The following is a 13,305-nucleotide window of genomic DNA, read 5'->3' on the forward strand; positions in this document are numbered from 1 at the left end:
AATACTTACATGAGAAATGTGGAAACAATACCGCAAGAATAGGTCCGTTTGAGGGCTCGTGGCCTGAATGGCGGATCGACCGGACGGCTGTTCCTTTTTTGTTCACTTTCTGCCCTCCCGCCCTTTTCTTTTATCCTGACTCGCTCCATATTCGCGGCATGGCCAGAACACCCAAGAAATCTTCCGAAAAACCCGGTTTTGAAGAGGCGCCGCAGGCGCCTTTTGAGGGCGAGCCCCAGAATGGTTCGATGAGCGACTGGCTGGCGAACCTCGAACGCGAGGCCGAAGCCGAAAGCGCGGATTCGCAGCGGAAACTTGCCTCGAGAGCCGGAAAGCACCGCAAGAAGGCATCCGAAAGCGGTGGGGACGCAACGGCGGGACGGACATCGCGCGGCGTATCGATCGGTGCGTCGACGGATCCGAAGACGCGCGCGGCCGCCGGCCTCAATCCGGTATCCGGCGTCGATGTCTCACTGGAAGATGCCAAAAACCTTGCCCCCGGCGCCGTCACGGCGACCGTTGATGCCCTGTCCAAACTGATCGAGAGCGGCAATCCGCTGTTCAAGAACGGCAAGATCTGGACGCCGCACCGGCCCGAACGCCCGGAAAAGTCCGAAGGCGGCATACCGATCCGCATGGAGACGGAATACAAGCCGTCGGGCGACCAGCCGACCGCGATCCGCGATCTTGTCAGCGGCCTCAATGACGGTGACCGCAGCCAGGTTCTGCTCGGCGTCACCGGCTCCGGCAAGACCTTCACCATGGCCAAGGTGATCGCGGAAACGCAGCGGCCCGCCGTCATTCTGGCCCCGAACAAGACGCTGGCCGCGCAGCTTTATTCCGAGTTCAAGAATTTCTTCCCCGACAACGCGGTCGAATATTTCGTTTCCTACTACGATTACTACCAGCCGGAAGCCTATGTGCCGCGCTCCGACACCTATATCGAGAAGGAATCCTCGATCAACGAGCAGATTGACCGGATGCGCCATGCCGCAACCCGGGCGATCCTCGAGCGCGACGACTGCATCATCATTGCCTCGGTCTCCTGCATCTACGGTATCGGCTCGGTCGAGACCTATACGGCGATGACCTTCCAGATGTCGGTCGGCGATACGCTCGACCAGCGCCAGCTGCTCGCTGATCTGGTGGCCCAGCAATACAAGCGTCGCGACATGGACTTTCAGCGTGGTTCGTTCCGCGTGCGCGGCGACACGATCGAAATCTTCCCGGCCCACCTTGAAGATGCCGCCTGGCGGATATCGATGTTCGGCGACGAGATCGACCAGATCACCGAATTCGATCCGCTGACCGGACAGAAGACCGGCGACCTGCAATCGGTGAAAATCTACGCCAATTCGCACTATGTCACCCCGCGCCCGACGCTGAATGCGGCGATAAAGTCGATCAAGGAAGAGTTAAAGGGACGCCTGCAAGAACTTGAAAAGGCCGGACGTCTTCTCGAGGCACAGCGCCTCGAACAGCGCACCCGCTTCGATATCGAGATGATGGAGGCGACGGGCTCCTGCCCCGGTATCGAGAATTATTCGCGCTACCTGACCGGACGCAGGCCCGGCGAACCGCCGCCGACGCTGTTTGAATACATTCCCGACAACGCACTGATCTTCATCGATGAGAGCCATGTCACGATTCCGCAGATCGGCGGCATGTATCGCGGCGACTTCCGGCGCAAGGCAACGCTGGCCGAATACGGCTTCCGCCTGCCCTCCTGCATGGACAACCGTCCGCTGCGCTTCGAGGAATGGGACGCGATGCGCCCGGATACGATTGCGGTTTCGGCCACCCCCGGCGGCTGGGAGATGGAGCAGGCCGGCGGCGTGTTCGCCGAGCAGGTGATCCGCCCGACCGGGCTGATCGATCCGCCGGTCGAAATCCGCCCGGCAAAAACCCAGGTCGACGATGTACTGTCGGAAATCCGCGACGTGGCGGCGAAGGGGTATCGCACGCTGGTGACGGTGCTCACCAAGCGCATGGCCGAGGATCTGACCGAATATCTGCACGAACAGGGCATCCGCGTGCGCTACATGCATTCCGATATCGACACGCTGGAACGTATCGAGATCATCCGCGACCTGCGGCTCGGCGCCTTCGACGTGCTGGTCGGCATCAACTTGTTGCGCGAGGGTCTCGATATTCCGGAATGTGGTTTCGTCGCCATTCTGGATGCCGACAAGGAGGGTTTCCTCCGCTCGGAAACATCGCTGATCCAGACCATCGGCCGTGCGGCCCGTAACGTCGATGGGCAGGTGATCCTCTATGCCGATCAGGTGACCGGGTCGATGCAGCGCGCCATGGACGAGACCAGCCGCCGCCGCGAAAAACAACTCGCCTATAACGAGGAACACGGCATCACGCCGGAATCGGTCAAGGCCCGGATCTCCGACATTCTCGACTCCGTTTACGAGAAGGATCATGTCCGCGCCGATATCGGCACCAAGGGCGGCAAGGGTTTCGCCCAGGATGGACACCTCGTCGGCAACAATCTGCAGGCCCATCTCGAGGCGCTCGAAAAGCAGATGCGCGATGCCGCCGCCGATCTCGACTTCGAGACCGCCGCCCGTGTGCGCGACGAGATCAAGCGTCTGAAAGCAGCCGAACTCGAAGGCATGGACGACAAGCTGGAAAAGGCCGAGTCGCGACAGGCCGAAACCGCCCCGCAACCGACCGACAAAAACACACCGTCCTATTTCGCGCCGCCGTCTCTGGACGACATGGGCCCCGGCACGGATACGGCCAAGCCGCTGTTCCGGAAGAACACGCTGGACGAGATGACTGTCGGGCGCACCGAAAAACCGCGTGGCGGCGATGCCAAGCCGGTCAAACGGGGCAAGATCGGCGCCGGCTCCTATGAGGAACCGGCCGAGCAGAAACAACGCGGCCGCCGCAAGGGAAAAACTGGCAAACCCGGAAAATAGATCCTTTCTATTATTACATTTTATAGTTGTATAGCGCGAAGTATACATTTATATTTTTCGCAAACTCAACGTAAAATGGCCTGTCAAATGACCAATGTTCACGATGAGCGCATTAGGAATTACTTAAAAAGTGCTTTCTTAAATGCACAGGAAGGCAATGAACCGTACCGGTACTGGCTGGCAAAAGACATGTTTCCGGGAACACTTCTTTCCGATTTGCAAAAACTTGATTTTCCGCGTCGCGAGCATGAAGGGCCATCGGGCACGCGGGAGGTTCACAACAAGAGCCGGCATTATTTCGATCGGGAAAACAGGGCAAAGTATGGCAGTTGCGCGGCGGTTGCGGCGGCCTTCCAGTCGCCTGACATCGCCGGCGTGATCCAGCGAACTTTCGCTACCAATATCGAGGGGGCGAACCTCAGGATCGAATACGCTCAGGACATGGATGGCTTCTGGCTGGAACCGCATACCGATATCGGCGTGAAGCTGTTTACCCTGCTGATCTACCTTTCCGACGGACCGGGACATGAAGAGCTCGGAACCGACATTTACGCCTCAAGAGATGAGCATGTCGGCCGCTCGCCTTTCGGCCCGAATCTGGCGATGGCCTTCGTGCCCGCCGACAATACCTGGCACGGATTTCAGCGCCGTCCGATCGAAGGCGTGCGCAAATCCCTGATCATCAACTATGTGGCTCCCGAGTGGCGGGCGCGCGAGCAACTCGCCTTCCCCGACGACCCGATCAGGATCGCCTGATTATCCGGGCTTCTGATCGCGCGCGGCAAGCCCGCGCAAAATCGCCTCTGCAATCGTCTGCGTGGCATCCACAGGCTGATAGTCGTAGGGCTCGAGCGGCCCGTCGAATGGCCGTGTCAGGCCGGTTTCCTCCAGTCGTTTCAGAAAGCCCGCCAGCTTCGGATTGAGGTGATGGGGCACAAGCGGAAACACCGGTTTGCCGGTGGACAAGGCTTCGCTGACCATATTGTGGGAATCGCCGGTCACGGCCAGCATGTCGCAAAAACCGAGCAGCGCGCGGTAGGGATTTTGGTCTTCCGGCGACCAAATCCAGTGCGGAAAGCCGGAAAGCCGCGCGCGCAGCGCCGTCATCACCGTCTCCGGGGTCCGTCGCGACTGCGTGACGATGATGCTGCCGACCGCGCTTCTGGCGTGGTCGATCTGCGCCAGAAAACGGTTCAGCGCGGCATCTTCATCGCGCGCACCGGCCACCGGATTGCCGATCAGAAATCCCAGCCTCGGGCCAGGCAGGCTTTCCCATTCCGCAGGCCGTTCGGCCACCGCAGCGGCGAGCGCTTCTTCGGTCAGCGGATGCGGGCCGGTATCGGTGACCAGCACATTGTCGGCGCGAAGCCGGTCATGGCGCGGCACCCAAATCAGATCGGCCGCCGCGGCGCCGATCCGCGGGTCTTTCAGAAACACGGTGAAGGTCTTGCCGCCGGACGCCTTCTTCACGGCCTTCAGGTAAGGCACCATGCGCCGTCCGCTGGCAATCGCAACATCGGGAAAAGGCGGCGCGATCGGGCTTCCGGGGTGTCCCGGCCTGTGTTTCAGGGGAACGGGCCCATGCGGCATCCACCATTCCCAGGGTTTCCCGGGCAGGATCACCTTTTCCTCGGGCTCCTCCCCGAGACGTAAAGCCACACCGAGACACTGCACCCGGTCGCCGATCTTCCCGTCCGTCAAAATCCAGATTCGCAAGACTAGCCCTTTGCCATCACGTCACACCGCACGCCGAAACGCTGTTATCGCTTGTGACGCCATCGGCCTAGACAGTCAACGGTGCGCGTTCTCCGATACCGACGGCATGGGCATATCGCCCGCCCCCTTCACATGAACACTTTCACAAGCGCTGAAAAGCGCAGCTGCCGTGTCGCTGTACCCCAGACGGATCGCAACCGATACGGCGGTTTCTATCAGATCCAGAAGATGTTTTTCATCCTCGTTTCCGAAAGCCTGATGTTCTTCAAAAACAATATTTGTAGCCATGGTCTGCATGATTCCCTCCGTGTGTTTGTCGCCTTGTGGTTTGTCGCACCCCGTTTCAGACAGTCAGCCTGCCCTGATATCCGGCCGGTCGCGAACTTTCCATCACTGCGCTTTCAAGCTGTCTGCCTCTGTCCACATCAGACGGGCCAGACAGCGCTATCATTTCCTTCTTGCCCATTCATCGCACCGGCCACTATCAGCGACAGCAATATCGGTAGATTGACCCGGTCCGGTATTTCGAATGACTGGAAAAACTTCATTGCCGCGTAGAATACGCCCGACCATCCGGCTGCTCCCCGGAGATCGGAAAACGATTGCGCGGCGCTTGCAACATTTCGGCCCAGCGCAGGCACATCAACCGACAAAGACCATATATCTTCACAAATCCGATCGGCGTTCCGCAGACCTGAACCTGCGCATTTACCGATACCGGAGAGGACTTTGTGTTGATTGTCAAAGCTGTGCAAGGCTCACTTCTCACAACTCGACCCAAAATTTCAGATTTCTTTATTATTGTTAAAGATCAAAATAACACTTCCACCGAAAGCTGTCCATGCTCACAAAGTTCAATCGGCATCAAAAGAATAGTGTGTTCAAGCAAGGTTTAATTAATATCACCCCTAGTAGATTAATAAATTACATTTACAACCTATTGTAAGTTTTGCGCCGTTTCAGTTCGTCGAACAAAACACCGCCACGACTGGTCAAGCCACTGAAAATCATGACGTTCCTGGCATACTCTGTATGTTTCTTAAGCGTTTGGAACGCTCATTGGCCATGTTGCTGGATAACAGGTTACACGATGCTAAACGTAAGCATGAACATACAAAACAGCGTCATACCTCCCCTGAGTAAACCCGACAGGATGCCAGGCGTCAGGTTCGGCATCACTCACGACAATCGGGAAACGAAACACGCTGCCTTGTCTGCGGCCGTCAGCTTGACAAATGCCCCGTTTCAAATATGACGACCCGCTCACATTGGAAATCAGCAACAATACAGTCATGGCAGTCTACGTCGATGATATGAAATGGCCCTTCAAGGGCATGGTGATGTGCCACATGCTGGCCGATACCAGTGCGGAACTTCACGCCATGGCCGACCTTCTGGGCATGGAACGCCGATGGGTCCAGTATCCGGGCACCGCGAAGGAACATTACGATATCCCGATGTCCCGGCGCGTGGTTGCCGTTGAAGCCGGTGCGGTCGAGGTCAGCTGGCGCTTCATGGTCGGGCTGATCCGCAGCCGGCGCTGACGGCGAGCGCCGTCAGGCAGGCTCGGCAGCGTCGATGATCCTCAGTTGCACCCGTCGCCGGCCCTGCCAGTAATCGCCGGACAGCGAGCCTGCGACATTGAGTCTGCGTCCACGCGAAGCAAGCAGCATTTCGCCAAGCGGCTTGTCGGCAGCGCGGAAGGCAATGCCATCGAGATGCGCGCCGTCCGCACTTTCCAGTGTCACCTTCACATGGCCGCCAGTGCCGATCACCCGGGCATCGCGAAGCTTGTGATCGGGAACGGCGAAGACAGGCTGCGGATGGCCCGAGCCATAGGGGCCGGCGGCCTCCAGCCGGTCAATCAGATCGAGCGTGGCGCCGGAGGCATTGAGCGCACCATCGATTTTCAGCACGGCATCGGCAGAAAGGGCTTCGACGGCATCGCGGGCGTGCTCTTCGAAAAAGGCGCGCAACGTCGAAAGCTTTTCGCGGCGCACGGTCAGCCCCGCGGCCATGGCGTGTCCACCGCCCTTGATCAATATCCCTTCTTCCACCGCAGCACGCACCATGCGCCCGAGATCGAAACCGGCAATCGAGCGGCCGGATCCGGTCCCCCTGCCATTGGCATCGAAGGCGATGGCAAAGGCCGGGCGCGCAAACCGGTCCTTCAGCCGCGAGGCCAGAAGCCCGACAATGCCCGGATGCCAGCCCTCGCGTGCCGTCACGATCACGCCGACGCCCTCGCCGGTCCCGAACTCGGTGATGGCGTCGGCTTCCGCCTCTTCCAGCATGGCAGCCTCGATCGCCTGCCGTTCGCGGTTCAGTTGATCCAGTCTTTCGGCAATTGCCTCGGCCTCCTCGGTATCGTCCACCGTCAAAAGCCGGCTGCCGAGCGCGGCATCGCCGATGCGCCCGCCGGCATTGATCCGCGGCCCGATCAGGAATCCGAAATGATAGGGGGTCACGGGGCCGGCGAGCCCGGCGCGCTTGAAAAGAGCCGAAAGACCGGGATTGGAAAGTGCGCGGGCCACGATCAGCCCCTTGACCACATAGGCCCGGTTCAGCCCTTTGAGCGGCACCACATCGCACACGGTGGCAAGCGCCACGATGTCCAGCCAAGACAGCAGGTCAATCCGCCCTGCCCGCATGTCGCCGGCCTGGCGCAGCGCGCGCAGTGTTGCGACAAGCACGAGGAACACAACGCCGGCAGCACACAAATACCCCTGACCGGAAAGATCGTCCTCCCTGTTGGGATTGACCAGCGCCGTGCATTCGGGAAGATCGACACCGACCTGATGGTGGTCGATGACCACCACATCGATCCCGCGTGAACGGGCAACCGCCAGGGATTCGTGGCTGGTCGAGCCGCAGTCCACCGTCACGATCAGCCCGGCGCCGCCGTCGATCAATGCGCCGATTGCCTGAGGATTGGGTCCGTAGCCTTCAAAAATACGGTCGGGAATATAGATTTCCGCGTCGATGTCGAGGGTGCGCAAAAACCGATAGAGCAGCGCCGAGGAGCAGGCGCCGTCAACATCGTAATCCCCGAATATCGCGACCTTCTCTCCATCCCTGACAGCCTGCAGCAGACGCGATGCGGCCTGTTCGCAATCGGTCAGTGTATGGGGGTCCGGCATCAGCTGCCGCAAGGACGGTTCGAGAAATTCTGCAGCCTCGTCGACGGATACGTCGCGACCGGCCAGAACCCGCGCAATCAGTTCGGAAATGCCATGGCTCTGCGCCATGGCAAGCGCGCGGTTTTCATTGGCCGCGCCCAGTCTCGGCACCCAGCGCAAAGCGCGCGCAGAATGCTCGACGCCGAGAAAGGCACGTTGCTTCACTTTCCGGCTGGCGGGATTTTCCGTCATCAGATCTCGCTTTACAAGGACATCTCCTCACCCCTGTTTAGCGTCAATCGGGCACCGATGTCATGATCTAAGTTTCGCCGCCCCGCCACACATCCCGCAAAGAGGCTCACCAGGACCGGTGCTCATCAAATCACCGTCACCAGCAGCAATGCCAAACCGGTCCAGAATGCCAATCCCAACAGCACAACCGTCGCGAGCCCCGGGCTTTTGCGACGAACACGCGGCGTCCGCTCGTCGGCATTCCTGCTGTCTGCACGATTGCCCGGCTCGCCATAAGCTCTGATGACACTGTCAATCTTCATCCCGCATCCCCTGATTGCCGACCGGGTCTCCGAACCTGTTGCGGAGACCGGCAAGACGTCTAGGGCGGTGCGACTGAACCCACCATGAACGGTTGCAATCAGGCCCGCGCGATCACACGAGCCTGCCGCAAAAATCCGTCGTATCAGGGCTTTTCGATGCGAATCACCTGCGGTTTGCCGACGATGTAACCGTCGCTTTCCATTGACGACACGGCATTGCGCACGGAAAGCTCGGTGGTTGCATGGGTGACCATGATGATGGTCTTTGTCGGGGCTTCGTCGCTGCCATTGGTCGAATGCTGGACAATCGATTCGAGTGAGATCTGGTTGTCGGCCATTCTGCGGGCAATCGCGGCAATCACGCCGATGCGGTCGGCCACACGCAGGCGGATGAAATAGCCGCCCTCATGGCTGCGCATGCGTGCACGCCTGTATGGTTCGAGCGACTTTGCCGGCCGCCCCAATGCAGCGACCGTCTGCGTACCCGGACGCGACTTGGCGATATCGGCAACATCGCCGAGCACGGCAGAGGCCGTGGCATCACCGCCGGCGCCGGGGCCAACCATCAGCAGATCACCGAGAATATCGGATTCGATGGCAACGGCATTGGTTACGCCATCGACCTGGGCGATGACGGTGTCATGCGGCACCATGGTCGGGTGCACCCGCTGTTCGATGCCGCCCTCGGTGCGCTGGGCAACGCCCAGCAACTTGATACGATAGCCGAGTTCGGAGGCCGCGCGGATATCCTCCTGAGTGATGTTGGAAATCCCCTCCAGATAGATATCGTCGCAGGAAATTTCGCAGCCAAAGGCGAGCGCGGTCATGATGGCAAGCTTGTGGGCCGTATCATTGCCTTCGATGTCGAAGGTCGGATCGGCCTCGGCATAACCCAGGCGCTGCGCTTCCTTCAGGCAATCCTCGAAGGAAAGCCCCTCCTTCTCCATCCGGGTCAGGATGTAGTTGCAGGTGCCGTTCATGATCCCGTAGACGCGCGAAATCGTATTGCCGGTCAGCGATTCGCGCATTGCCTTGATCACCGGAATACCGCCGGCGACGGCCGCCTCGAAATTCAGCAGCAGGCCCTTTTCCTCGGCCGCTGCCGCCAGTTCCACGCCGCTGTCGGCCAGAAGCGCCTTGTTGGCCGTTACCACATGAAGACCGCGCTCGAGTGCCGCCTCCACAGCCGCACGCGCCGCGCCTTCCGCACCGCCGATCAATTCGACCAGCACGTCGATATCGGCGGTTTTCGCCATTGTGACGGGATCGTCGAACCATGTGACGCCGGACAGGTCGAGCCCGCGATCCTTGTCGCGGTTGCGGGCCGAAACAGCCGTGATTTCGATGGCGCGCCCGCAGGAAACCGCAAGGCTCTCCTGCCGGTCGTGAATGATACGCACAAGCGAGGCACCGACGGTCCCGAGACCGGCGACGCCGATTTTCAAGGCATCTGCCATGGAGTATTCCTAGTGGCCCAGATTTCAACGTCGGGCGCGCAATTGCACGCCCGCGCCTCATTTAGATCGTTTCATCGCGAAATGAAACATCGGGCCGTGGAATTTTGGCGCGGCGCGCCACAGGCCCGCCCCGCCTTGCCCCTCAACGATGCGCGTTGAGGGCGACTATATTGTCGGGCATCACGGCATCGGAGGATGCGAGGAAGCGCTTGAGATTGCGCGCTGCCTGGCGGATGCGGTGCTCGTTCTCAACGAGCGCGATCCGGACATACTGGTCGCCATGCTCGCCAAACCCGATACCGGGCGCAACGGCGACATCGGCCTTTTCGACCAGCAGCTTGGAAAATTCGAGCGAACCCAGAGACTGGAAGGGCTCGGGAATTTTCGCCCAGGCAAACATCGTTGCCGCCGGCGGCGTGACATTCCAGCCGGCCTTGCCGAAGCTTTCGACCATCACGTCGCGACGCTTGTGATAGGTCGAGCGGACTTCCTCGATATCCGAGCCATCGCCATTAAGCGCCTGGGTCGCAGCCACCTGGATCGGCGTGAAGGCACCGTAATCGAGATAGGATTTCACCCGCGACAGCGCCGAAATCAGCCGCTCATTGCCGACGGCAAAACCGATACGCCAGCCGGGCATCGAGAAGGTCTTCGACATGGAGGTGAATTCGACGGCGACATCCTTGGCGCCCGGCACCTGCAGAACCGAGGGCGGCGGCGCATTGTCGAAATAAATCTCCGAATAGGCGAGATCGGACAGCACGATGATCTCGTGCTTGCGCGCAAAGGCGATCACCTCCTTGTAGAAATCAAGCGTTGCCACATGCGCCGTCGGGTTCGACGGATAATTGATCACCAGCGCCAGCGGCTTCGGGATCGAGTGCTTGACCGCGCGCTCCAGCGGCGGAAAGAAACTGTCATCGGGCTCGACCGACATCGAACGGATCACGCCGCCGGCCATCAGAAAGCCGAAGGCGTGGATCGGATAGGTCGGATTGGGGCACAGGATGACATCGCCCGGCGCGGTGATTGCCTGTGCCATGTTGGCAAAGCCCTCCTTGGAGCCGAGCGTCGCGACAACCTCGGTTTCGGGATTGAGCTTGACGCCGAAACGGCGCGCATAATAGCTGGCCTGGGCACGCCGCAGGCCCGGAATGCCCTTGGACGACGAATAGCGATGGGTGCGCGGGTCCTGCACAACCTCGCAAAGCTTGTCGACGATCGACTGCGGAGTGGGAAGATCGGGGTTGCCCATGCCAAGGTCGATGATATCGGCGCCCGCCGCTCGCGCGTTCGCCTTCAAACGGTTGACCTGTTCGAAAACGTATGGCGGCAGTCGCCTGACCTTGTGGAACTCTTCCATTTTCTTCCTCTTGGAATTTGTGAGCGGTATGATCCCCGTTACTTTCGCAGGATCAACGAAACGAGAGCACCAAAACACCCTCGAACGCAAGATTCATCTGCGCTTGCGTCAATTTTGAGGCAAAAAAGCTAATAGTCTGTTTCATCATTGCCACAAAACCGGCTGATCCGCCGTGCCGGGCGGCAGGAGCGGCCGGATGCGCCCCGCTACTGCCGGTTGGAAACCCCGGCCAGCCCGTTCATCTTTGCGCTCATCGTGGCAATGTCATCATCGCTCATCTGCTGATAGGCCGGGGTCGGCTGAGCACAGACATCGGGTTCACCGCAGGTGGTAGAGCAGGATGCAAGTCCCATCGTTGCAAAAGCGGCAAACATGATGGACAGAACGACGCGACACGCTTTCAAGACCTAAAACCCCCGTTGCTGTCCGGCGCATCGGCGCCGGAACCTCAGATATGGCCCGAAATCTGCCCGGTTTGGCCCGATTGCGCAAGCACCCTTCAGCCGTGTCTTCGTTATGCGCCTTTGCGGTCCTTTCCGTTTTGCCGGTTGCGCCGTTTCACAAAGCGCCTAAAACCGGAGCCATGAAATTCAACCCTCCCCTTCATCCCGCCCGCCTCGTCAAGCGCTACAAGCGCTTCCTGTTCGATGCCATCCTGGAAAACGGCACGCCGATCACCGGTTCATGCCCCAACACCGGCTCGATGCGCGGCCTGACAACACCCGGTTCGCGCATCTGGCTTTCCAGAAACGACGATGGCAAGCGCAAATATCCGTATCGCTTCGAGATGATCGAGGCCGAGGGAACGACCGTCGGCGTCAATACCGGCCTTCCCAACCGGATTGCCGAAGAAGCGATCCGGGCCGGACTGATTTCGGATTTCGCCGGCTATCCGGTCATCCGCCGTGAACAGAAATACGGCAGGCAAAGCCGTATCGACCTGCTTTTGAGCGATGACGGGCGACCCGACCTTTATGTCGAGGTCAAGAATGTCCACTTTATCCGCGAGCCGGGCCTTGCCGAGTTTCCCGATTCGGTTACCGCTCGCGGCGCCCGGCATCTGGAAGAACTTGCAGACATGGTGGCAGCGGGAAACCGCGCGGCCATGGTCTATGTCATCCAGCGCAATGATTGTGCGCGCTTTCGGATTGCAGGCGACCTCGACCCGGTCTACCAACAGGCATTCACGGCTGCACGGGCTGCCGGTGTTGAAGCCTATGCGATAAAATGCACAGTGACCTGTGACAGCATCACGCCAGATGCTACAGTACCGGTCGATGACAAGTAAGCGCCTCCGGCTGACGCGCAAACGGTGAAAACTCATGGTAACTTATGTTGATGCGGCCAGCGCGCCGCTGAAGAATGACGGATCGATACGCCTCTATGATGCGGAGGCGTTCGAAAGGATGCGGCAGATCTGCCAGATCACGGCGGCCTGCCTCGACGGCCTTGCCGATATCATCAAGCCCGGCGTCACCACCGAGGCGGTTGACCGGTTCGTGTTCGAATTCGGGCTGGATCACGGCGTCGTGCCGGCCACGCTCGGCTATCGCGGTTACAAATATTCAAGCTGCACCTCGATCAACCATGTCGTCTGCCATGGCATGCCCAATGCCAAACCGCTGAAGGAAGGCGATATCGTCAATGTCGACGTCACCTATGTGCTCGACGGCTGGCACGGCGATTCCAGCCGGATGTATCCGGTCGGTGAAATCAAGCGGGCGGCCGAAAGGCTTCTGGAAGTCACCTATGAATCGCTGCTGCGCGGCATTGCCGTGGTCAAACCCGGCGCGCGCACCGGCGCCATCGGCGAGGCAATCCAGACCTATGCCGAACGCGAACGCTGCTCGGTGGTGCGCGATTTCTGCGGCCATGGCGTCGGCCGGCTGTTCCACGATACCCCGAACATCCTCCATTATGGTCACGCCGGCGAGGGACCGGAGCTGAAGGAAGGCATGATCTTCACCATCGAGCCGATGCTCAACATCGGAAAACCGCATGTGAAGGTTCTCAACGACGGCTGGACGGCGGTCACCCGCGACCGCTCGCTTTCGGCGCAGTACGAACACTGCGTTGGTGTCACAAAGGATGGCTGCGAGGTCTTCACCCTGTCGCCGGGCGGCCATGACCGGCCCGGACTGCCGGACCTCAACGCCTGACGCA

General features: G+C 59.9%; 13 protein-coding genes. 5 read left to right on the plus strand and 8 right to left on the minus strand.

Features of this window, described 5'->3' with window-relative positions; genetic code table 11:
• Positions 1 to 158 precede the first annotated feature (158 nt).
• Both uvrB and ACHZCU_RS18875 read left to right on the plus strand, forming a co-directional pair.
• Positions 159 to 2,933 carry an excinuclease ABC subunit UvrB gene (gene uvrB / locus ACHZCU_RS18870; RefSeq protein ID WP_319520076.1) on the plus strand — a complete coding sequence of 925 codons (2,775 nt, stop codon included), beginning with the start codon at positions 159 to 161 and terminating at the stop codon, positions 2,931 to 2,933.
• A gap of 189 nt (positions 2,934 to 3,122) precedes the next feature.
• A complete protein-coding gene (locus ACHZCU_RS18875; protein ID WP_394706138.1) occupies positions 3,123 to 3,689 on the plus strand; it encodes a 2OG-Fe(II) oxygenase in 567 nt (188 codons plus the stop codon).
• Here the strand turns inward: ACHZCU_RS18875 and ACHZCU_RS18880 are convergent, their stop codons facing one another.
• The 3 genes from ACHZCU_RS18880 to ACHZCU_RS18890 form a co-directional block, all read right to left on the minus strand.
• Positions 3,690 to 4,634: a mitochondrial fission ELM1 family protein gene (locus ACHZCU_RS18880; protein WP_319520078.1), complete on the minus strand. Its 945-nt coding sequence runs from the start codon at positions 4,632 to 4,634 to the stop codon at positions 3,690 to 3,692. It lies immediately after the preceding gene.
• 90 nt (positions 4,635 to 4,724) lie between these two features.
• Positions 4,725 to 4,946, minus strand: a complete 222-nt coding sequence (locus ACHZCU_RS18885; protein WP_146132266.1) for a hypothetical protein — start codon at positions 4,944 to 4,946, stop codon at positions 4,725 to 4,727.
• A 128-nt stretch (positions 4,947 to 5,074) separates the two neighbouring features.
• Positions 5,075 to 5,404, minus strand: a complete 330-nt coding sequence (locus ACHZCU_RS18890) for a hypothetical protein (protein ID WP_319520079.1) — start codon at positions 5,402 to 5,404, stop codon at positions 5,075 to 5,077.
• Between the two features lie 537 nt (positions 5,405 to 5,941).
• On the opposite strand from ACHZCU_RS18890, the gene ACHZCU_RS18895 reads away from it, so the two are divergent.
• A complete protein-coding gene (locus ACHZCU_RS18895) occupies positions 5,942 to 6,193 on the plus strand; it encodes a DUF4031 domain-containing protein (protein ID WP_106306067.1) in 252 nt (83 codons plus the stop codon).
• A gap of 12 nt (positions 6,194 to 6,205) precedes the next feature.
• Here the strand turns inward: ACHZCU_RS18895 and recJ are convergent, their stop codons facing one another.
• The 5 genes from recJ to ACHZCU_RS18920 all read right to left on the minus strand — a co-directional run bounded on the left by recJ (position 6,206) and on the right by ACHZCU_RS18920 (position 11,546).
• Positions 6,206 to 8,020 (minus strand): single-stranded-DNA-specific exonuclease RecJ, encoded by a 1,815-nt coding sequence (recJ, locus tag ACHZCU_RS18900; protein WP_319520080.1) that lies wholly within the window; start codon positions 8,018 to 8,020, stop codon positions 6,206 to 6,208.
• Positions 8,021 to 8,145: 125 nt separating this feature from the next.
• Complete coding sequence (locus ACHZCU_RS18905) at positions 8,146 to 8,322, minus strand: hypothetical protein (RefSeq protein WP_319520081.1); 177 nt, start codon at positions 8,320 to 8,322, stop codon at positions 8,146 to 8,148.
• 143 nt (positions 8,323 to 8,465) lie between these two features.
• Complete coding sequence (locus ACHZCU_RS18910) at positions 8,466 to 9,779, minus strand: homoserine dehydrogenase (RefSeq protein ID WP_319520082.1); 1,314 nt, start codon at positions 9,777 to 9,779, stop codon at positions 8,466 to 8,468.
• Between the two features lie 142 nt (positions 9,780 to 9,921).
• A complete protein-coding gene (locus tag ACHZCU_RS18915; RefSeq protein ID WP_319520083.1) occupies positions 9,922 to 11,142 on the minus strand; it encodes an LL-diaminopimelate aminotransferase in 1,221 nt (406 codons plus the stop codon).
• 206 nt (positions 11,143 to 11,348) lie between these two features.
• Positions 11,349 to 11,546, minus strand: coding sequence for a hypothetical protein (locus ACHZCU_RS18920; protein WP_146132268.1), 198 nt, complete (start codon positions 11,544 to 11,546; stop codon positions 11,349 to 11,351).
• Positions 11,547 to 11,725: 179 nt separating this feature from the next.
• Here ACHZCU_RS18920 and sfsA point away from each other — a divergent pair, with 179 nt between their 5' ends.
• Together sfsA and map are read left to right on the plus strand one after the other, a co-directional pair.
• Positions 11,726 to 12,430, plus strand: coding sequence for a DNA/RNA nuclease SfsA (gene sfsA, locus ACHZCU_RS18925; RefSeq protein WP_319520084.1), 705 nt, complete (start codon positions 11,726 to 11,728; stop codon positions 12,428 to 12,430).
• 34 nt (positions 12,431 to 12,464) lie between these two features.
• Positions 12,465 to 13,301 carry a type I methionyl aminopeptidase gene (gene map / locus ACHZCU_RS18930; RefSeq protein WP_319520085.1) on the plus strand — a complete coding sequence of 279 codons (837 nt, stop codon included), beginning with the start codon at positions 12,465 to 12,467 and terminating at the stop codon, positions 13,299 to 13,301.
• Positions 13,302 to 13,305 lie beyond the last annotated feature (4 nt).

It is taken from the genome of uncultured Martelella sp. (assembly GCF_963677965.2).
Lineage (GTDB): Bacteria > Pseudomonadota > Alphaproteobacteria > Rhizobiales > Rhizobiaceae > Martelella > Martelella mangrovi.